Here is a 20453-nt window from a genome sequence, read left to right as displayed (position 1 = left end):
ACGTCGTGGATAGAACCATCGAAATCGTGGATAGCCCCGACAGAGTGGCGGAAAGAAGAGCCCAAGTGACGGAAAGAAGAGCTAGAGCGACGGAAAGACCAGTCAGAGCGACGGAAAGAAGAGCCGAAGTGACGGATAGAATCGTCAAAGTCGTGGATAGAGCGGCCAAAGTCGTGGATAGAACCATCGAAATCGTGGATAGCCCCGACAGAGTGGCGGAAAGAAGAGCCCAAGTGACGGAAAGAAGAGCTAGAGCGACGGAAAGAAGAATCAGAGCGACGGATAGCAGAGCTAAAGCGACGGAAAGAAGAGCCGAAGCGACGAACATAGCAATCGGCACGACAGCAGAATACCATTATGTCTTATCCCAACATTTATGTAGCACCTCTTATAATAGGAGGTGCTACTATTTTTATATCGCTATTACTTCGAAAGCGAAGCGACGGCATCAAACCTTCTTCTAGTCATTGAGTTCTGAAATATTGCTATAAAATCTGGCCTTCGAAGGTTGAACATTAAAAATTAACAGTATCGTTGCTACTACAAACATGATGATGGCTGCAGATACAACAACATATCGAATAGATATGATTTCAGCTGCAACTCCAAAGATGGCAGTTATGATAATAATGAACAAGGCTTCTACAAAGCCGTAAATACTTCCTATTCTCCCCATACTATCGACAGGAATATTGTTTTGATAAAAGGTATGGAAGCCCGTATTGGCAAAGGCTGTTGCAAAGGATATAATAAAAAATCCTAAAGAAGCTATAAGAAATGTATAAGAGGATGTAGAAATTAAATAGCCTAAAGCTGTTATAAGTGATCCCAAACCTATAAGCCAAGCAGTTGGTATTTTTCCAACGATTGCTGTATTCATTAAAGAACCAACTAATATACCAGCACCTCCTACGCTTACTAAAACACCGTATTCACCTTCGGATAATGAAAGTACTTGAGTAGCGAAGGCAACCTCTAAAGAATCCGTTGCTGTCATCATGACAAGTATCGCACTAAATAAAAAGTAGATCATCATAATATAAGGATTTTTAAGGCTAAATCTTATAACAAGCTTCCAATCGTTGAATAATACCTTGTAGGAAATTTCCTCATCTGCTTTACTAGCCAGCTGTTGATTGGCTTCGACATTAGGCATACCTAATGTAATACAGGCTGAAATAAATAAAGCAATCGCATTCAAGTAAATCGCCATATTAGGCGTTCCAATCGTAAACAGCAGTCCTGCAATGGCTGGACCGGTTATGAATGCGCCAGAATCAAGTAAGCTGCGAAGGGCGTTAAAACGTTTTCTTTGTTCAATTGGTATTAATTTCGTAATGTAGGTCATGGAAGTTGGATGATACATAGAACTAGCCATTGTGATCACAAAGACCATGAAATATATCCAAGTCAGCGTAGAGAAGAAAGGTAGTATGACAATTAGTAAAGATTCGAAAAGGTTGAGACCAATCATGAGATATTTTTTATTTAAACGATCTACCAAACTACCTGACCAAAAGCTGGCAAAAAGTGTAGATGACGCTCTAACGATATACAAACCGGACACAGCTATAGCTGACCCTGTGAGGTTGAAGACGATAAGATTTAAAGCTATAAAATAGATCCAGCTTCCAACGCTGGAAACACCAATACTAAACAATAATATAGCAGGATAACGCCACGCTTCTAAAAATTTTTTCATACTCATATAAATTCCTCCTTGTAGTTATGACAAGTAACTAAAACAAAAAAATCCCACCCCCAAGACGATTTGTCTTAGGGACGAGATTGTGGAATTTATACTCACGTGGTGCCACCCTAGTTCGCTATTATGTCGCCATAATAGCCTTTTCAGTACGGCATAAACACTTATGCTTATACTGTTACTCTGTAACGGGAGTTCCCGTCGCACCATCATTCAAGCAGAATCCAATGCGCTACTCCGAGGCTTGTTTCAATAATTCGTTCTTACTCGTTTTCAGCAACCCGAGCTCTCTGGGAAGAACAGCCTTATTTACTCTTCTCTTCAATGTATTTTTGATAGTGTAGCATATGTTTGTAATTTTGGTAAAGACCGAATTTTAAAAATATTACGATAAACTTTGAAAAGGTTCCGATATTCTTATTGAAGATAAGCTTTAAGCCCCGTTAATAGTGACTGACAAAGAATCATCGACTCAACTGTATGATTTGCTATTTCAAGAGAATGGTCAGCATTTTCTACAATAGCAAGCTTATGTGAAGAAAGTTGTTCTAAACTTTCTTTAGAGTAATGAGGGTCAGCTGTGCCGATTGCTAGAAATGCCTGCTTTCCAAGCAAATTTTTCATAACATACTCAAGTGACAGTAGGGGTGTTAAAAGTACATAACGAGAAGGAATAGGTGGAGACTGCTGCATATAAAAATCTGTGATAGGCAATGTTCCGAGTGATTTTCCGATGTATACAGCTTCGGTATAAGATTTTGTACTTAAAACATTTTCCACAACAGGATTCGCGGCATTATAAACCATTGCTGAAATAGCTTCTGGTTCCTGCTCAAATTGCTTTTGGGCAAATACATAGCATACTTGTACTACATCATAGCCAAGCTCTAGCATCAGCTGAGTGGAATAATAAAGAAGTGGTTTTTCAAACGTATAGCCTGTGCCAGAGAACATAAAGCATACTTTGTTACTTTTTAAATCAAAGTAATTGTATGTAACATCATTGTATTGTTCTTTTCGCGGTTTGATTTTCATCATAATTCCTCCTTGTCATACCAAATTGTTGAAAGGTCGATGTGCCCTAAGTGGTTGAAGTCCAATTTTAAAATATCGTGGGCAAATGGTATATCATCGAGATGTGTAAATAATGGTATCAAAATAGCTTCTTCAATTAAATAGTTGTTTAAAGAATCGAAAAGTAACGGCCATTCTGCCATCGTGGCTAATTTAAATTTTTCAAAGATATTTATAAAATATTCATCTTCTTTGCATACTTTATAAATTGGAGAAACGGGGTTGAACACGGCATGCAATTTGTGAAAAGCACTATTTACAGTTGTGACATTCGTATAAACAAATGCATCGTACTTAAGAGGTTGGATACTATCTTTAATATATTGAGATAGTGTTAATGTTTCTATTTGAGGGAGATAACCATACTTTATTAAAGATGAAATTAAGCATTGGTTTAGATTGATTTTCCCTTTAGGCGCACCGATTTTTAAAATCTCTTTTTTACATAGTGGTGAGATGGTATTACCAAAACTACTTAAATGATTTTGTAATGAAGAATCCTTTTGAATAGCTTTATATAAATACTTATGTATTATGTTTTTAATATGTTGCCTTTGCGCTTTAGTTGAACAAGCCTCTTCGTTTTTATTTAAAATTATTGCACAAACCCCGTTTTGGATATTTATTTTTTTACGATTAATGTCATTTGATAAATTAGTTTGATAAAACGAATTGGATCCTTTTGGAAGTATGTTTAATTCTACCGTATGCAATAATGCTCGCATGCCAAAATAATTGTCATATGCTTCTAAAACAATTTGATGGGGTGTATGTTTTGATATTGCAAATGAACCTGTTCCGAAAACTACATTATCTTTAATTTTATAGATACTCGCTTGTATATCTGTTAGTAAGTGTAGTGAGTATGTGCAAGACTCCGAAAAAATAAAATCAATTGTCCACATATCAACAATGATAATTTCTCGAATAGGCTGCCATAAAGGAAGATGTAGTAGTTGGCGCAAACACCAAGCTACATCATGTGCTGTTAGTAAATCGCCATTATGGAAGGCAACGTTTTTTCGTAAATAAAGACGCAATGTTTTGTCATTAACTTTCCAATGGTGCGCAAGAGAAGGAATAATATTACCATTCGCATCTGCTTCAACTAAACGATTTGTTAAATTGGATAAAAGTGCAGCACTATAAACATCGTTTACTTGATTAGGCTGTAAAGTATAAATAGGGTGGTAGATAGGTACAATCAAACGCTCATTATATAGGATATTGTTTTTTATATTTTGTTGATAAAGATGCTTTAAGTTCATTGCTAAAGAATCCGTTAGATTAGGAAATGCAAATAATTCCCCCCAATCCATCATAGTCATTGTAGAGAGATGGGATTTAAGCTGATCTACAATAATTTGTTCAATATCTCCATGCCATTGAATTTTGGACAAGTGTCCTCGCCCATTCCCAGCTTTATAAAGTAGCCAATTGTGTTTCTGAAATAATTTAAGATAACGATTCAATTGTTTAGGACTTATTTTTAATAAGGTAGCTAATTGCTGTAGATGAAAGGTGCCGCCATTCTGTTGACAATAGAGTGAAAGTAAATAAAATAGCGTTTTATTTTTTGAAAGAAAGGTGGACATGTAATATCTCCTTTTGTCTCTTTTTATGGAAATTATTCTATTTTATACTTTTACTATAACAAGGAGGGGGAAATTTATGAAGGCTGTGATCATTAATGAGTTTGGCACTTCTGATGTTTTAAAGTATGTGGAATGTCCAAAGCCTACCATTTCAAAGGGGGAAGTATTAATACGTACGACATATACGAGTGTGAATTTTGCTGATATTAAAAATAGAACAGGTAATAAAGCAAAAGCAAATTTTCCGATGATACTCGGTTTAGATGTAGCTGGTGTAGTTGAAGAGGTTTTTGAGGGGAACAGTAATTTTAAAAGGGGAGACCAAGTTATTGCATTCACGAAAAATGGAGCCTATGCAGAATATGTGGTGGCCAAAGAGCAGCTCGTCTTTAAAGTTCCGAATGATGTCCCTTTGGAAAAGGCGGCCGCTGTGCCAACGGTTTTGTTTCTATCCTACCTTTTGACACATCAAATCGCTCCAATTAGCTCAGATGATAGCGTATTAATTCATGCTGCATCTGGTGGGGCAGGGACAATGTTGATTCAAATGGCGAAAAAGCTAGGCGCCAAGAAGATTATTGGTACAGTTGGTGATATGAAGAAAGCGACAATTGCCCTTGAACTAGGTGCACATCATGTACTGACATACGATAATTTTAGTGCGCAAGTCAATGAATATACGGATGGTCATGGTGTTAACATTATTTTTGACTCCATTGCCGGGAATATTACGGAAGAGAGTTTTAACTGTTTAGCTCCGTATGGTACGCTAGTGCAATTTGGAAATAGCGGTGGTAAAGCTGGGAATATAAAAACATCTGATTTACATAGTAGCTGTCGCAATGTGAAAGGCTTTAGCCTTGGAACGACTCGAGCTTCCAAGCCTGAAATGCTACAACAAGTTGCACCGGAGATGTTTGCTTTGTTGAAGGATGAAAGTTTCCAAGTACCAATTGCTAATATCTTTGCATTAGAAGATATGCAGAAAGCCCATGATTTGATGGAAAGTCGTCAGCATCAAGGGAAGATTTTAATTAAAATATAAAATGAACAACCTCTGTATAGTGATCAACACGCTATAGAGAGGTTACTTTTATTTTAGAGCCTGTAACTCGAAAACAGGGTTGTTGTGAGTGGATGGTCTAAAATCAAACCAACCCACCAATAGAATGAAAGCAAACTATTAAAAATCCTATTATTTTTTCTAAGAATCACCATATTATTTGTAGGTATAATCCTAGCTAAAACTCCTTTTATTTTTCGACAATAAACAGGAATTTCCTTTAAAGAATTGTTAAAATGAGGTATTATTATATAGGTTTTTGTCTTTCTCTACCTTATTTTGATATTGTTATTTGTTTTAGGTTAACTTTTTAGTATAATATTATATTTGGTCTCTTTAAATACATAATGAATCTAACTGTGGTATTTATTTCATTTAGATTTTACGAGTGTATCAATGTTAAAGTGTTATATGGCTAATTTAAGTGATGTAAATATAATATTAAAACATTAAATTTAATAGGCTCTTCACTAAATATTTTGTTAAACGTATGCCGTGTTTTTAGGTTGATTGTAGGGCATTTGGAAACGTCAAAGATGAGATCCCTGGAGCGCAAGCGAACGCCTTCAGGTAAGCGTCAAGTCGGAACGGAAATGTTGTGGTGAGGAGTCTTAAATTTTGAATATAAAGGAATGGCTATTAGGGGAGTGGTGCAATGCTTTTTAATTCCTTTGAATTTATTTTCTTGTTTTTACCTATAACATTTATTATCTATTTTTTATTAAATCGTTTCAGAAACCAGCAATATGCGATTTATTGGTTGGTACTGATCTCTTTGGTTTTTTACGGCTATTTTAAGTTATCTTATTTAGCAATCATCACAATCTCAATAGTTGTGAACTTTGCTTTAAGTCGGGTGATTAGTAATACCAATAGTCGTTGGAGAAAAACGTATATGATAATTGGAGTCGTCTTCAATATTATCATTCTCTGTTACTATAAATATACAGATTTCTTTATTGGCAATTTAAATAGTTTATTTGGTACAAATTTTGCACTGTTGCATTTATTGCTACCGTTAGGACTTAGTTTTATTACATTTCAACAAATTGCTTTTATTGTTGATAGTTATCGTGATGGAACAGCTCATTATAAATTTAGTCATTATGCGCTGTTCATTTTGTTTTTCCCGCAGTTAATTGCAGGACCAATTGTTCAGCATGATGAAATGCTTCCGCAGTATGATACGAAGGAAAATCGTAAAATTATTCCTGAACATGTTGCACGAGGTTTATTTATTTTTGCAATTGGTTTAGTTAAGAAGGTTGTTATTGCTGATACGGTGGGCATATGGGCGAATGAAGGCTTTGCCAATTATAGTAACTTAAGTTTTATAGAAGCTTGGATTACCTCATTATCGTATACAGTGCAACTTTATTATGATTTTAGTGGATATTCTGATATGGCGATTGGTTTAGCATTAATATTTAATATTAAACTGCCAGTAAATTTCTATTCTCCTTATAAAGCACGTAATATTCAGGAGTTTTGGAAAAAGTGGCATATGACGTTGAACCGGTTTTTAACTACATATGTCTATTTTCCATTAGGTGGTAGTCGTAAAGGGGCATTTAGAACCTATATTAATATATTAATTATTTTCTTCATCAGTGGATTTTGGCATGGTGCAGGATGGAATTTTATTTTATGGGGACTTCTGCATGGCTTTGCGTCTGTTGTTGTGAGACTTTTTAGTAAAACAGGTATTAAGCTTCCGTATTTACTTTCATGGTTTATGACTTTCCAATTTGTTAATATCGCTTGGGTATATTTCCGTGCAACAAGTCTTGAGCAAGCGAATACGATTATAGCCAAAATGTTTACGCCAAACATGACAGCTATAACTAATTTCTTTACGGAGCCGCACACTAATTTTGCTCAAGCGGAAGCCTTTAATATTTTGGGACTATCATTCAGTGATCCGATAGTGATTGTTGTAGGACTCTTAATCACACTTGTTATTGCATTTACAGCATTAAATTCTATTCAATTAATGGATAAGATGAAATTTAATTGGGGAGCAATCATTTATACGCAATTTATGATTGCACTAGTGCTAGTATCGATTTACTATATGCAAAAAAATAGTATATTCTTATATTTTAATTTCTAAATAAAGGTGTGAATGAACTTGGATCCGAAAAAATGGTTAGTAAAATTATTTGCCACATCTTTCATAGTAATAGGATTGCCTGTTTTCGGAATTATGGGTTTCAATTATTATATTGACCCTCTTTGGAATTACACACATGCGAATGACTTTAACGACTATCAGCTTGGCTTTGATGAAAGACAATTAAAAACTAATTATATCAATAGCCATGATTTTAACTATGATAGTTTGTTAATGGGAACGAGCAGGATTACGTATCTCGATGAGAGGGCTTTTACAAAAGAAAATGTTTATAACTATTCATTAAGTGGACTGCATATTACAGAATATTTGCCTTACATGAAATATGCTGAAAAGAAAAATGGTAAGCCGTTTAAGAGAATTTTTATTGAGTTATATTTTGATTCAGCGAATGCTGGCAAACCTAGTACATCGAATCCGCCGCAAACTTATATCGAGTCATCGGAGGCACCTTTTTATGCAATAAAGTCCTTATTTTCAGCAAGCACGATGCATTATGCTCTTTTTAATTATGATATTTCAAAAGCAAATCATTACGACGGTGCTCGCAGTTACACACGTAATAATATTGCACAAACTACGTATTCAAATGATGATATGGAGCAAGGATGGCAAAAATTCCAGAAGAATTTTAAAGCAGAGGCAGCCAAGCCTTTTATGTACGATACCGACTATCGAAAAAGGCTTCAAGCTATAAAAGATGCATTCCCAAATACAGAACTAGTGGTCTTTACAGAATTAATGCCTGCTAAACGGCTTCAGACAATTTTGCATAATGAAAATCGTTACGAGGCTTATAGTAGATGGATGAATGATATGGTAGATGTGTTTGGTACTGTGTATAGCTTCCATGGTGTGAATGAAGTAACGACGAATGAGAACAACTTTTTCGACTGGTTGCATTACTATCCAAACGTTGGGGATTTAGTCATTAAAGCTTTAGAGAACAGGGAAGAACAGTCAACTATTATGCAGACTGTAGATAAAGGGAATCTTGATGAGTACCTTAAAAATGTAGTGGTAGATATAAAGTGAAATTACGGCCCGTTAATGCGGGATGAATATTGACTAAGTGATGAAAAGATGACTCTGATATGTACTGTCGGAGTCATCTTTTTTGTCTATTAAAAGGTTTTTAAAACTTGAAATTATGCTGGCATGGATGATTGCCAAACTGTTGCAAGTAACGCGATGCCTTCATTGATTTGCTCAAGGGTTAGCCCACCGTAGCCCATAATGATCATAGTATGTTTAGAGCCTTGCTGATAGGAGGTTGAGCATGGATAAACTTCGATTCCTACCTCTTGGGCAAGCCTAATCGCATCCTGCTCAGAAAGCCTTTTTGGTAACTTCATAACGATGTGTAGCCCAGATTTTTCACCAATTACTTCGAATTCCTCAGAAAAATGGGTGTTAATAGCTGCTAGTAACGTCTGTTGCTTTTTACGATAAATAGTGCGCATTTTGGCTAAATGCTTATCGAATGAACCTTGAGCAATAAAATCAGCTAATACAAGCTGGTCTATTTTTGAGACAACAGATTTTTGCTCCTGATTAAATAGCATAAATTCTTCGACTAACGATTTAGGCAAAATCATATAACTAATGCGCAACGATGGGATAAGTGTTTTAGAAAAGGTTCCGAAATAAATAACACGTTGAAGCTGATCCATCTTTGCTAAAGAGGGAATAGGGAGCCCCTTATAACGAAATTCTGAGTCATAGTCATCCTCAATAATATATGCCTTCTCAGAGGTAGCCCATTGTAGAAGTTCTGCGCGCCGTTCAACAGGTATGACCATCCCAAGCGGAAACTGGTGTGCGGGTGTTGTGTATAACATGTGGATGGATTCTTTCGGTATTGTTACCCCTAAGTTATCAACAGGAATAGCATGAGTCGTTAATCCACATTGTTGCAATGTTGCACGTACTCTTTTAAAGCCAGGCTCCTCTATGCCAGCATGTACTTTTTGGCCAAAAAAGTGACATAGGGCTTGAAGCTGACTTTGAGTACCACTATAAACAAACACCTGTGAAGCTTCACAAGTAACTCCTCTTGATCGTTCAACATAGCGAGCGATTTCCGTCCGCAATATAGCTTCTCCTGGCCAAGGACTTGTTGTTAAATTATCCACATTAAAGTGCTTTTTCAATAGCTTATGCCACATCGAAAATGGAAAAGCTTCCTTATCCACATGTCCGTTATTAAAATCGAATTTTATAGTATATGTAGTTGATGTTATAGCTGTGGATATGTGCTGATTTTGCTGCTGTTCCCATTCAAATTCAAAAGGTGCTATAAAATAGCCAGAACGTTCCTTACTATAAATGTAGCCTTCAGCTAGTAATTGTTCATAAGCTTCCTTAATCGTATGGACACTAACATCAAGCGTTTTAGCAAGTATTCGTTTAGAAGGCAATTGCTCATGGGCCAGTAGTTTCTTGCTTAAAATTGTATGTTTTAATTCCTCGTAGATTTGCACGTATTTCGATGTATCTCCAGTAAATGAGATTGATAACTCCAAAACATTGCACCTCCTGGTACGGTGTGTTTTTTGAAAATTGGTTCTATCTATCGTATCAAAAATACCGTTAAATAGTAAAAAAAGGAGTGAAGCAACATGAATTTTAAAGCATTAGAAAATGAGGTAGTATTACTGAAGCCGTTAGAACAAGTGGATGCGCAAGGATTATTGGATGCAGGTAGTTATCCAGAGATTTGGTCACATATGTCCACAACAGTTGAGAAAATGGTCGATGTGAATAACTTTGTGGACAAGGCATTAACAACAAAACGTGAAAAAACTGAGTTCACATTTGTAATTGTGGATAAAAAATCCGGACAAATCATCGGCTCGACTCGGTTTATGGATATTGATGAAACGAATAAACGGCTTGAAATAGGTACTACATGGATTACACCTGCTTTTTGGCGTACGGCCATTAATACAAATTGTAAATATTTATTATTACAATATTGCTTTGAGGTACTCAATTTACAGCGTGTTCAAATTAAAACAGACCACGAAAATTTACGTTCTAAAAAAGCGATTGAACGTTTAGGGGCAACTAAGGAGGGGGTCTTACGTAATCATATGTTGCGGAAGGATGGTACAATTCGTCATACAGTGATGTACAGCATTACTCTACAGGAGTGGCCACAAGTGAAAAACCATTTGCAGCAGTTGCTAGTTGATGCTACAGAGAAATTGGGATAAAGAAATTATTATACAAAAAAAGAATGGTCATTAGTCGACCATTCTTTTTTTATAAATAAATCCTACTACAATCCAAGTAACTAGTGACCAAACGATAATTGTAGCCATTGGAATAATGACGTCCATTGTTGTGTATGTGCCTTCTAGAGCCTCTGCTAATAGCACCAATTGAGAACTTGGTAACCACTCTGCAATTTTTAAAATAGGAAAGGCAGACGATAATGCTAGGGCAAAAGAGCCAAACCCGAAAATAAGGATAACAGGTAGAATGATAAGAGATCCTTCCATAACCGTTTTAGCGAATAATCCACATAATGTTCCTATTGCAATATAGAATACAGTCGAAAGTATTAAAGCAATAGCTAAGATGAACAGATTAGATGGGCTATAGCCAGCAATGAAAATAGTCAATGCTACAATTACCATTGTAAGGATAAAGACAAACAAGCTTTTACCAATTAATATATCGCCAAGTGAAGCAGGGGAAAGCATGAGACTACGAAGCGTATTTTTTTCTTTTTCCTCTGCAATTAGACAGCATTGTACGTAGGCAGTCACCATAGAAAGTGCCATATTTACTGTAATGATATAGCTGTTGATATTATTTCCACCTGTTTTATTAATAAAAAATGCCATAATAAGTGGCATAAGTATCATAACGGATACCGCATAGTTACGTGAAAATTCCTTATAATCCTTCATTAAAATAGCCTGAATACGTGTCATTGAAATGTTCATACTAAATCACTCCCTGTTATTTGCATAAAAATATTACCTAGTGTTGGCTCGTTTGTATAAATGCGAGAAACTTCGTTAGATTGCATCCATTGAAACAGTTTTTCAGCATCCTGTTCTCCATTTTGAATGACTTCGCAAGCACCATTTTTTAATTCAACTGTAATAGACTCATCACCGAACTCTTTTTTCAAATCCTTTGGCGAACCAATTGCTCGAATCTTCCCTTTATGTAAGAAGGCTACACGATCACAAAGTATTTCGGCTTCACTCATATCATGTGTTGTTAAAAATATTGTCGTACCCATCTCGTTTAATTTACGTAAGCCATTATATATATGTTGTGTATTAACAGGATCGAGTGCAGAAGTTGGTTCATCTAAAAATAATAGTTCTGGTTTATGCATGATGGCACGTGCAAGCGTAACACGTTGCATCATTCCTTTAGAAAGCTGACTAATTTTCTTTTTACGATCACCGTATAGGTTAACAAAATCCAATGCCTCTTTGACGGCTGATTTAGGCAATTGATATAAATTACTGAATAGTAATAAATTCTCCTCGATTGAAAGTCGTGTATATAGTCCACTATTATCTGTTAAAATACCGAAGCGTTTACGATTGTTACTTTGTTTCATCTCATTTGCTGGGCGGCCAAATAGCAAGACATCTCCTGCAGTTTTTTCAGTTTGTGCTGTTAATATTTTAATAGTAGTCGTTTTTCCAGAACCACTAGGTCCAAGAAAACCGAATATTTCTCCTTTTTGAATGGTAAATGAAACATCCTGTAATGCTGCTTCCTTATTAAATGTTTTTTTCAAATGCTGAACATCGATCACTGCGTTCATTTGAAAACCTCCCTGTGTTGTTGTTGATATCTACACTATAAGGAACAATTAGGATCTCAACATTAAATTACAGGTGAAAGGCAGTAAAATGACCTTTAGCGGAGAAATAGTTCAGCTGACAGGAGTCGTTTATTTCCTGGGAAATCTACTAAATTCCGAGTATTTCCTTTAAATCTGCGAGTTTATTTTTCGACAAAGGTACTACGGTCTTTTCATTGCTGTTTAAGGCTAGGCTGTAGCTATTGCGAGTCCACGTAATGATTTCCCGTACCTTTTGTAAGTTAACGATATAAGAGCGATGACTTCTAAAGAAGCCGAACGGTGTCAATTTTTGCTCAAGATCATTTAATGATAATGTACATGGATAGGCTTCACCTGCAACATATAGTGAAACAACACCCTCAACACTTTCGATAAAATCAATTTCAGGGGGATTAAATAAAATGATCTTATCATTTTTCTTTGTAGGGATTTTATCAAGTCGAATCGGTACGTTTTCTTGAGAGGGGGAAGTCGTTTCTGTTTCATCCTCTTTAACATCTAATGCATGTATGCCCATTGTATCTAGTCTATGTACTTCTGTACTCGAAATAATTAAATCCTCAAGATTGTTAGATAATAAAATGACTGTTTTATTCTGTTTTTGAAGGATATCCAGTAATTGAATGACTGTTTGCTTGGAAAACTCATCTAGATTTTGGAATGGTTCTTCTAAAACTTGTATCTGTGCCTGATTAAGATATGTATGAATTAATTTTAAGCGTTGCTTTTCGCTATTTGAGAGCTTGCTGATTTTAATGCTTTTTTGCTCCGTTAAAGCGAACAATGTTAATAGATCCTCCATCTTTTCAGAAGAAGCATTGAAAAGCTTTAAGCAAAATTTGATATACTCTCGAACCGTCAGTCGCTCATACAAGGCATTTTCACGAAAATGTGTATACGTATTGCTTCGCTTCGAAAACCACTGTATTAATGTATGTATTTTTGACACGTCTGTATGGATACCAATAATAATGCCAGGCTGCATAGATAGGTGAAAGTTAGGATAAATTACATTTCCTCCTTCTATATAAGGGTCAATAATTATGCTTTCGGTTTGGTTCATTCCTTAGTCCTCCTTGACTTTCTTAATTTCGAAAAATTGCGAGATTTCAGCCTGAGATTGTAAATAACTTCCATGATTGTAGTTTGAATTGTTGAAGTCCATAAAACCATGCTGACCTAGATATTGCCTCGTGTGAACAGCTGGTAATGTATCGAGTGTTTCCATTAATTCATGGACATTAAAGCTTTTCTCGTGACTTGGTAAAATAACAAGTGTCGGACAAGAGGGATTTAAGTCCAGGTATTGGCGTATGCGTGAACCATAAACGCAAACGACTCCTTGTAATGGCAGTTCTGATAGTCTCCAAGCCAAAGTTGCACCTACACTAAACCCGATTAACAGTACTTCATCAAAATATGTCCTAGCTTCCAATAACTTTTTGGTTAATTTTTCGAGAGGAGCATCAAAGCCAACTTCATTTATGAAATATTCATAGGCTTCCTGTTCTTGTTCATATGGAAATATTCTATCGTCTGAATATAAAGAAATGCACTCAACAGTAGTGTTGGCGTTACTGTATGCTTCAGCTTGCACTTTTATAAAATCATTGACGCCATAAATTTCATGTAGAATGAATATTTTCTTTTTCATGTTGACCTCATTTTCGCTTTTTCAATAGTGTACCAAAAAGTAATTACATAGTATATTTTTGTATTTATAGGAATTTTATTATTATATTTAAATAATTAATTTGGTGATGTAAACCTAATTTTTGATCCTGTAAATCAAGTGTTTTAAAACTAGAAATAAAAATTTTTTTTGACTTTTTTAAGCTTTAGGTGTAAAACTAGCTTTAACTTTTACAAGGAGGGTGATGGAAATGAAATACCAATCAGTCGAAGTGAATGATAGTCTATTATATTTTGCAGATTATCCAGGTGAGAAAGGCACTATTATAGCGGTTCATGGTTTAACTGGTAACCATATGCAATTACATTATTACGCAGAGCTATTAAAGGGCCAATATCGTTTTATATCAGTTGATTTAAAAGGTCGTGGCAATAGTGCGCCTGCTTCAGAGAATACTAGTATAGAGTCCCATACACTAGATGTTTTAGCATTGATTGATCAGTTGAACATCGAACAGCCGATTTTACTGGGCTATTCAATGGGCGCATTTATTATGGCGAACGTCGCTAGTAAACTCAGTGATATCAAAGGAGTAATTTTACTTGATGGTGCAGCAACCTGTACGGATCACCAACGTCAAATCGTCGAGCCTTCACTTGGCCGAATAAGTAAACATTACGAAACACCGGAAGCATATATCCAGGAAATTAAAGAAATCTATGGGCGCCTTGGTGTTGAGTGGACTGACCACCTAGCCAGTGTAGGATGCTATGAAATTGTAGAAAAAGATGGTCATTGGGAAAATAAATCTGACGAAGAAAGAATACGTCAAGATTTCCAGAGCTTTTATGAATATAGGCCAGAAGAAGTTTTCAAAGATGTAATGTGTCCTATTCTATTAATTCATTCAACTAAAGAAATTGGAGCGATGCCTCCATTATTTTTAGTTGAATCTTATATTGATACACTAAAAAACGCCAAAAATATTTGGAAATATACTTCTGATAGCAATCACTACACATTGGTTTTTGAAGAAAGAAAAGATGAAAACCTAGTAATTCAGCGTTTTTTAGAAAACTTATAAAAAATAGTTGCATATTTTGAAATTTTGTGTGAATAATGAATTAACAAATTAATTGCCTATCGAGCAGCCGTAGAAAAATGGCCTTTTTCTACTTCCCTGCTTGACTGTTGGCTACATTTTTTCTGAATGTACGGTAATTTCCGTGCTTTAGGGAAAGTGTGGCCTTTTTTTATTCAAATAAATATAAGGGGGATTTACTAGATGGTAAAAGGCTTAGAGTATTTCAAAAAAGTTTATGATGTTGTACCGGGATGGGTACAAAAAATGCACGATTATAATCCTGCAATGCTAGAACATTATACAGCATTGCGAGGTATAGCCATGGCACAAGGAGTCCTTTCTGTGAAGGAAAAGGATATTTTGCTAGTCGGCATGAATGCAGCAAGACAATATGTACGCAGCATGGTGTATCACACTAAAGGAGCTATTGATGGTGGCGCTTCACTAGAAGAAATAATTGAATACTTACTTGTAGCATTTAACTACGGAGGAGAAAGGGCATTGCAAACTGGCTTGCAGTCCTTTGAATATGCATTAGAACTAACGAATACTGGTTCTGATAAGCTTTCCCATGAATCGTCAGCAATTGATATTGTGCGTTATTACAGTACATTTACATCGACAGAGAAGAGTAAAGCGTATTTTTCAAAATTACTAGATCTTTTTGCTGCAAAAGATGAAAACGCTTTAAAATCTGAGCTACTTAACAGCAATGTAGTATCGACAAAAATGAAATACATCCTTATGACAGGTATTTATACTACTGTTTTAAAAAATGAGGAAACAGATTACTGGGCGAAAAAATCACGGAATGTAGGTGTAGTAGAAGAGGAATTAGCAGAACTCGGCTACATTTGTCTATTAACCGCAGGCATTCCTGCTTGGTTTGAAATAAGTGACGCCCTGATTCAAAAATAATGGAGTGAGTACAATGAAAATTTATGATTCGGTAAAGCAAGCATTATCATGCGTAGAAAGTGGACAAACAATTATGGTGGGCGGATTTGGTTTAGTAGGCGGTCCATTAACTTTAATCGATGCACTTGTTGAACTAGATGTAAATAATTTAACGATTATTAGTAATAACCTAGGGGAAAAAGGAGAAGGTCTTGGTAAATTACTAGAACAAAAGAAGGTAAAAAAAGCGATTGGATCTTACTTTACTGGTAATCGAGATGTCGGTGATGCATTCCAACGTGGGGAAATTGAGATTGACCTATTGCCTCAAGGTACTTTAGCTGAATCGATTCGTGCGGGTGGTGCAGGAATCGGTGGTTACTATACAAAGACATCTGTAGGCACAGATTTAGCGAAGGGCAAGGAAACAAAAATCATTAACGGCGAGGAATATGTATTTGAAAAGGCACTGAAGGCTGATGTGGCCATTATTCGCGCGCATAAAGCCGATACATTAGGAAACTTGGTTTATTACAAAACCGCTCGTAACTTTAATCCTTTAATGGCGACTGCTGCGGAAACGGTAATTGTTGAGGTGGATGAAATTGTAGAAGCTGGTCAATTAAGCAGTGATGAAATTATTACCCCACATCTATTTATTAATCGAATTATTGTAGCGAAGAAGGTTTTAACGAAGGAGGGTGTAGTAGAGCATGGTTAATGCAATTCAGGAGCAAATAGCGAAAAGAGCTGCGAAAGAAGTACAAGATGGACAGATTATAAATTTAGGAATTGGTATTCCGACATTAGTAGCAAAGTACGTCGACAATGATAATGTCTACTTCCATACAGAAAATGGCATGCTCGGTGTTGTAAGTGTTGATGAGGAGGATACTGATCCAAATGTAGTGAATGCAGGGAAGATACCAGTCGGGGAAGCCATTGGGTCATCCTTTTTCAATAGTGCAGAGTCATTTGGAATGATCCGTGGTGGACATGTTGATGTAGCAATATTAGGTGTACTTCAAGTTGATGAGCATGCACGTATCGCAAACTGGGCGGTTCCAGGGAAAAATATTATTGGTGTTGGTGGAGCAATGGATTTATTAATTGGAGCTAAAAAGGTAATTGTCACAATGTCACATACTTCAAAGGATGGAAAGAGCAAGATTTTAAAGGATTGCGCATTCCCGATAACATCAACTCGAAGTGTGGATACGATTATTACAGAGCTAGCCGTGTTTAATTACTTCGATGAACAATTACATTTAGTTGAATTAATGCCAGGGGCTACATTAGAGAGAGTAGAGGCAAATACGGAAGCAAGTTTCGTTATAGCGTTGAAATAGGAGGAGAAATCATGAGAGAAGTTGTTATTGTAGATGGTGTTCGTACTGCGATTGGTAAATTGGGTGGTTCATTAATAAATGAGACGGCAGATCTTCTTGGAGAGAAAGTCATCCGCACACTTCTAGAACGAACAAAGTTAGATTCAACACTAGTTGATGAGGTGATTATAGGACAAGCAAAACAAAGTGCCGATCAATCGAACGTTGCACGTCTCGCTTCATTACGAGCAGAATTACCGATTACAGTGCCAGGTTATACGGTACATCGTCAATGTGGCTCTGGTCTACAAGCTGTTAATAATGCTGCTCAACAGATAGCCCTTGGCTATAGCGATATTATTATCGCTGGTGGAACAGAATCTATGAGTACATCTCCTTATTATTTACGAAATGCTCGTTATGGCTATGGTGTTGGAAATGCATCTATTTTAGATCCAAATACAGAAAGTCAGCCAGGGTCTCAACCATTTGAAGTATATGGAATTTCAACAATGGGAGAGACTGCAGAAAATTTGGTAGAAAAATATTCGATTTCGCGTGAAGAGCAGGATTCATTTGCACATCGAAGTCAAGAGCGCGCAGCTCATGCAATACAAGAGGGATATTTTGCACAACAAATTGTCCCCTATGAAGTGAAAAAAGGAAAAACAGTGGACGTTTTTAAAATAGATGAGCATCCATTTTTAACGAGTGAGGAGAAGCTAGCAACATTAAAGCCTGTTTTCCGTAAAGGTGGTTCAGTCACAGCAGGGAATAGTAGTGGTCGTAATGACGGTGCATCCGCATTGTTACTAATGTCAAAGGAAAAGGCAGAAGAGTTAGGTTACAGACCGAAGACAAAAATACTTGCACAGGCGGCAGCAGGGATAGATCCGTCCATTATGGGAATTGGTCCAGTGCCTGCTACATTAAAAGCTTTAAAGCAGGCAAATTTAACAATTGATGATATTGATGTAATTGAGCTAAATGAAGCATTTGCAGCACAATCGATTGCGGTAATTAAGGAGCTTAATTTAGACATTAACCGAGTGAATCCTAATGGAGGCGCTATTGCAATGGGGCATCCTATTGGAGCAACAGGCGCCATTTTAATGACAAAGCTTATGCATGAGCTAGAACGAACAGGTAAGCGTTATGGCCTAGTAACTTTATGTATTGCAGGAGGACTTGGTATTACTACTATTGTTGAAAACTGTCATGCATAAATTTACACCGAGTAGTTTTAACTCGGTGCTAGACATTTTATGATCCTTTTAGATTTTTTCTAAATATCGTTTTTGTGCAGATTTTAAAGCAACTGCGACGGAGCCACTTGAAGGCGCATAATAGTGTTCATCGATACGCTGGATTAATTCATCTAGGTTGGCTGTAAGATCAAAGCCAATAAGCATACGTTTAAAAAAATCCTGTGCAAGGCCTGTAATAAATGTGAATTCTGCATCAATAATTTGATGAGTTTCTTTATCTATTTCTAAAACAATGCCAGCATGTTTGTACACCTCGTACATGGACGTGCCCTGGGGTGCTTTAGCATAAGCAGTCACTAATATACTAGTTAATTTTTGCAAGGAAATGACCTCCAAAATGTATAGTTGTGATTATATTTTACCATGTTTTATCGTTTAGAGGCACTTCCCGAAAATTACTTATAGTACACATCGAGGGGGAAGTAGTATGGAAAAGTTAACGAATTTTTTCACAGAAATCATGAGAAAGTATTTGCCAGATCCATTTGTATTTGCAATTGGACTTACATTATTAACATTTGTTTTGGCACTAGTCATTGAAGATATTAGCTTTGTAGATTTAACTTCGGCTTGGGGTAGCGGTTTCTGGGATTTACTAGCATTTACAACACAAATGGCTGTTATCCTTGCAATGGGTTATGTACTAGCAACAGCACCCATTACTGATAAATTTTTAAATAAAATTACGAGTATGGTTCATACACCGAAAATGGCAGTAATTGTGGCAACGCTTGTTGGTGGTATTGGTAGTTATTTAAACTGGGGTTTTGGTTTAGTAATCGGTGGGATTATTGCAAAAAAATTAGCTTTAAAGGTTAAAGGGGTTCACTATCCGTTAATTATTGCAGCAGCTTATTCTGGTTTTACTCTCTATGGTTTAGGTTTGTCAGCATCTATTCCGATTTTAATTTCAACACCTGGTCACTTTTTAGAGGATTCAATGGGCCTGATTTCTCTTTCTGAAACAATCTTTAGTGTGCCAATGATTTTAACGTCAATAGTGCTTTTAATTACATTGCCTTTATTTAATGCGATGTTACATCCAAAAAATCCGAGTAATGTGATTGAAATTGATCCTGCATTATATGCAGATCAGCCGAAAGCAAAATTAAACTTACTAGAAGAAAATACATTAGCAAATAAATTAAACAATAGCCGTATTCTAGCATACGCAATTGGTGCAATTGGTTTAGTTTACATTGTTATCTATTTCGCGAATGGTAATTCGTTAAACTTAAATATTTTAAACTTTATTATTTTATTCTTAGGAATTATTTTATTAGGAACACCTGCACGCTATGTTGAGCATTTAGCAGATGGTATTAAAACTATTTCAGGGATTTTGCTTCAATTTCCGTTCTACGCAGGTATTATGGCGATTATGGCTGCATCTGGTTTAGTGGATACAATTGCTAAAATCTTTGTAGATTTATCGACGGAACATTCTTTACCGTTTTGGGGATTAATAAGTTCCTTCTTTATTAATTTCTTTGCTCCTTCAGCTGGTGGACACTGGACAGTTCAAGGGCCATTTATGATAGAGGCAGCAAAGGAGTTGGGAACATCATTATCAGAAACATCCATGTCCGTTATGTTAGGGAATGCATGGAATGATTTAGTTCAACCGTTTTGGATTTTACCAGCATTGGCATTATCTCGATTAAAGCTAAAAGATATTATGGGCTTCCTTGTTGTGATTATGTTCTTTGTAGGAATTATTTTCATTATCGCTACTTTAGCTTGGTCATATTTATTTTAACTTCTAAACATCCGCTGAAAGAAGTTAAAGGTCACGGAATTATGCCGAGGCATAATTGATTAGTTTGAAG

The 20453-nt window shown here is 36.1% G+C and carries 20 protein-coding genes and 1 other annotated feature; of the genes, 10 read left to right on the top strand and 10 right to left on the bottom strand.

All coding sequences use genetic code 11. The features are described 5' to 3' along the window. From ACQKOG_RS15950 to ACQKOG_RS15935, 4 genes are all read right to left on the bottom strand, one after another. A partial coding sequence (locus tag ACQKOG_RS15950; RefSeq protein ID WP_427447350.1) for a hypothetical protein occupies positions 1–356 on the bottom strand: 356 nt, incomplete at its 3' end. Positions 357–460: 104 nt separating this feature from the next. Beyond that, complete coding sequence (locus tag ACQKOG_RS15945) at positions 461–1708, bottom strand: MFS transporter (protein WP_370080805.1); 1248 nt, start codon at positions 1706–1708, stop codon at positions 461–463. A 67-nt stretch (positions 1709–1775) separates the two neighbouring features. Continuing rightward, positions 1776–2039, bottom strand: a binding site (T-box leader). 83 nt (positions 2040–2122) lie between these two features. Beyond that, complete coding sequence (locus ACQKOG_RS15940) at positions 2123–2740, bottom strand: hypothetical protein (RefSeq protein WP_370080807.1); 618 nt, start codon at positions 2738–2740, stop codon at positions 2123–2125. Beyond that, positions 2740–4374 (bottom strand): ABC transporter substrate-binding protein, encoded by a 1635-nt coding sequence (locus ACQKOG_RS15935; RefSeq protein WP_370080809.1) that lies wholly within the window; start codon positions 4372–4374, stop codon positions 2740–2742. Before ACQKOG_RS15935 ends, ACQKOG_RS15940 begins: the two co-directional genes overlap by 1 nt. 76 nt (positions 4375–4450) lie before the next feature. Here ACQKOG_RS15935 and ACQKOG_RS15930 point away from each other — a divergent pair, with 76 nt between their 5' ends. The 3 genes from ACQKOG_RS15930 (at position 4451) to ACQKOG_RS15920 (ending at position 8606) form a co-directional block, all read left to right on the top strand. Continuing rightward, on the top strand, positions 4451–5419 hold the full coding sequence (locus ACQKOG_RS15930) for a quinone oxidoreductase family protein (RefSeq protein WP_402871116.1): 969 nt from the start codon (positions 4451–4453) through the stop codon (positions 5417–5419). 673 nt (positions 5420–6092) lie between these two features. Beyond that, on the top strand, positions 6093–7550 hold the full coding sequence (locus tag ACQKOG_RS15925) for an MBOAT family O-acyltransferase (protein WP_402871113.1): 1458 nt from the start codon (positions 6093–6095) through the stop codon (positions 7548–7550). Between the two features lie 18 nt (positions 7551–7568). Beyond that, positions 7569–8606: a hypothetical protein gene (locus ACQKOG_RS15920; protein WP_370080815.1), complete on the top strand. Its 1038-nt coding sequence runs from the start codon at positions 7569–7571 to the stop codon at positions 8604–8606. A 113-nt stretch (positions 8607–8719) separates the two neighbouring features. On the opposite strand, the gene ACQKOG_RS15915 is transcribed toward ACQKOG_RS15920, so the two are convergent. Next, positions 8720–10096 (bottom strand): PLP-dependent aminotransferase family protein, encoded by a 1377-nt coding sequence (locus ACQKOG_RS15915; protein WP_402871110.1) that lies wholly within the window; start codon positions 10094–10096, stop codon positions 8720–8722. Positions 10097–10192: 96 nt separating this feature from the next. Between ACQKOG_RS15915 and ACQKOG_RS15910 the strand changes: the two genes are divergently transcribed. Then, positions 10193–10789 (top strand): GNAT family N-acetyltransferase, encoded by a 597-nt coding sequence (locus ACQKOG_RS15910; protein WP_402871107.1) that lies wholly within the window; start codon positions 10193–10195, stop codon positions 10787–10789. Between the two features lie 30 nt (positions 10790–10819). Here ACQKOG_RS15910 and ACQKOG_RS15905 read toward each other — a convergent pair whose 3' ends face one another. The 4 genes from ACQKOG_RS15905 to ACQKOG_RS15890 form a co-directional block, all read right to left on the bottom strand. Beyond that, positions 10820–11527, bottom strand: coding sequence for an ABC transporter permease (locus ACQKOG_RS15905; RefSeq protein WP_427447345.1), 708 nt, complete (start codon positions 11525–11527; stop codon positions 10820–10822). After that, complete coding sequence (locus ACQKOG_RS15900; protein WP_402871101.1) at positions 11524–12372, bottom strand: ABC transporter ATP-binding protein; 849 nt, start codon at positions 12370–12372, stop codon at positions 11524–11526. Before ACQKOG_RS15900 ends, ACQKOG_RS15905 begins: the two co-directional genes overlap by 4 nt. A 148-nt stretch (positions 12373–12520) precedes the next feature. Next, positions 12521–13477, bottom strand: coding sequence for a LytTR family transcriptional regulator DNA-binding domain-containing protein (locus ACQKOG_RS15895; protein ID WP_402871099.1), 957 nt, complete (start codon positions 13475–13477; stop codon positions 12521–12523). A gap of 3 nt (positions 13478–13480) precedes the next feature. Beyond that, complete coding sequence (locus tag ACQKOG_RS15890) at positions 13481–14068, bottom strand: dienelactone hydrolase family protein (protein WP_402871096.1); 588 nt, start codon at positions 14066–14068, stop codon at positions 13481–13483. A gap of 229 nt (positions 14069–14297) precedes the next feature. On the opposite strand from ACQKOG_RS15890, the gene ACQKOG_RS15885 reads away from it, so the two are divergent. From ACQKOG_RS15885 to ACQKOG_RS15865, 5 genes are all read left to right on the top strand, one after another. Next, positions 14298–15131 carry an alpha/beta fold hydrolase gene (locus tag ACQKOG_RS15885; RefSeq protein ID WP_402871093.1) on the top strand — a complete coding sequence of 278 codons (834 nt, stop codon included), beginning with the start codon at positions 14298–14300 and terminating at the stop codon, positions 15129–15131. A 201-nt stretch (positions 15132–15332) separates the two neighbouring features. Continuing rightward, on the top strand, positions 15333–16049 hold the full coding sequence (locus ACQKOG_RS15880) for a carboxymuconolactone decarboxylase family protein (protein ID WP_370080831.1): 717 nt from the start codon (positions 15333–15335) through the stop codon (positions 16047–16049). Between the two features lie 13 nt (positions 16050–16062). Continuing rightward, a complete protein-coding gene (locus ACQKOG_RS15875) occupies positions 16063–16749 on the top strand; it encodes a CoA transferase subunit A (protein WP_370080833.1) in 687 nt (228 codons plus the stop codon). Next, entirely contained in the window at positions 16742–17377 is a 636-nt protein-coding gene (locus tag ACQKOG_RS15870; protein ID WP_370080835.1) for a 3-oxoacid CoA-transferase subunit B, read from the top strand. The genes ACQKOG_RS15875 and ACQKOG_RS15870 overlap by 8 nt, the downstream gene beginning before the upstream one ends. Positions 17378–17388: 11 nt before the next feature. Further along, positions 17389–18582 (top strand): thiolase family protein, encoded by a 1194-nt coding sequence (locus ACQKOG_RS15865; protein WP_427447342.1) that lies wholly within the window; start codon positions 17389–17391, stop codon positions 18580–18582. A gap of 48 nt (positions 18583–18630) precedes the next feature. On the opposite strand, the gene ACQKOG_RS15860 is transcribed toward ACQKOG_RS15865, so the two are convergent. After that, the gene (locus tag ACQKOG_RS15860; RefSeq protein WP_370080839.1) at positions 18631–18945 is read right to left on the bottom strand and encodes a DUF3870 domain-containing protein; all 315 of its coding nucleotides are present in this window, start codon (positions 18943–18945) and stop codon (positions 18631–18633) included. 106 nt (positions 18946–19051) lie between these two features. On the opposite strand from ACQKOG_RS15860, the gene ACQKOG_RS15855 reads away from it, so the two are divergent. Then, positions 19052–20383, top strand: coding sequence for a short-chain fatty acid transporter (locus ACQKOG_RS15855; RefSeq protein WP_370080841.1), 1332 nt, complete (start codon positions 19052–19054; stop codon positions 20381–20383). The last annotated feature ends 70 nt before the right edge of the window (positions 20384–20453 follow it).

Source organism: Lysinibacillus sp. NPDC093216 (assembly GCF_050280325.1).
Lineage (GTDB): Bacteria > Bacillota > Bacilli > Bacillales_A > Planococcaceae > Lysinibacillus.
The sequence above is the reverse complement of the archived record's forward strand: the minus strand, read 5'-3'. Positions and strand labels throughout refer to the sequence as shown.

Bases quoted from the DNA above. Each gene is read 5' to 3' on its own strand.
- ACQKOG_RS15945 (WP_370080805.1), bottom strand. From the start codon at position 1,708: ATGAGTATGAAAAAATTTTTAGAAGCGTGGCGTTATCCTGCTATATTA.
- ACQKOG_RS15940 (WP_370080807.1), bottom strand. From the start codon at position 2,740: ATGAAAATCAAACCGCGAAAAGAACAATACAATGATGTTACATACAAT.
- ACQKOG_RS15935 (WP_370080809.1), bottom strand. From the start codon at position 4,374: ATGTCCACCTTTCTTTCAAAAAATAAAACGCTATTTTATTTACTTTCA.
- ACQKOG_RS15930 (WP_402871116.1), top strand. From the start codon at position 4,451: ATGAAGGCTGTGATCATTAATGAGTTTGGCACTTCTGATGTTTTAAAG.
- ACQKOG_RS15925 (WP_402871113.1), top strand. From the start codon at position 6,093: ATGCTTTTTAATTCCTTTGAATTTATTTTCTTGTTTTTACCTATAACA.
- ACQKOG_RS15910 (WP_402871107.1), top strand. From the start codon at position 10,193: ATGAATTTTAAAGCATTAGAAAATGAGGTAGTATTACTGAAGCCGTTA.
- ACQKOG_RS15905 (WP_427447345.1), bottom strand. From the start codon at position 11,527: ATGAACATTTCAATGACACGTATTCAGGCTATTTTAATGAAGGATTAT.
- ACQKOG_RS15900 (WP_402871101.1), bottom strand. From the start codon at position 12,372: ATGAACGCAGTGATCGATGTTCAGCATTTGAAAAAAACATTTAATAAG.
- ACQKOG_RS15895 (WP_402871099.1), bottom strand. From the start codon at position 13,477: ATGAACCAAACCGAAAGCATAATTATTGACCCTTATATAGAAGGAGGA.
- ACQKOG_RS15890 (WP_402871096.1), bottom strand. From the start codon at position 14,068: ATGAAAAAGAAAATATTCATTCTACATGAAATTTATGGCGTCAATGAT.
- ACQKOG_RS15885 (WP_402871093.1), top strand. From the start codon at position 14,298: ATGAAATACCAATCAGTCGAAGTGAATGATAGTCTATTATATTTTGCA.
- ACQKOG_RS15880 (WP_370080831.1), top strand. From the start codon at position 15,333: ATGGTAAAAGGCTTAGAGTATTTCAAAAAAGTTTATGATGTTGTACCG.
- ACQKOG_RS15875 (WP_370080833.1), top strand. From the start codon at position 16,063: ATGAAAATTTATGATTCGGTAAAGCAAGCATTATCATGCGTAGAAAGT.
- ACQKOG_RS15870 (WP_370080835.1), top strand. From the start codon at position 16,742: ATGGTTAATGCAATTCAGGAGCAAATAGCGAAAAGAGCTGCGAAAGAA.
- ACQKOG_RS15865 (WP_427447342.1), top strand. From the start codon at position 17,389: ATGAGAGAAGTTGTTATTGTAGATGGTGTTCGTACTGCGATTGGTAAA.
- ACQKOG_RS15855 (WP_370080841.1), top strand. From the start codon at position 19,052: ATGGAAAAGTTAACGAATTTTTTCACAGAAATCATGAGAAAGTATTTG.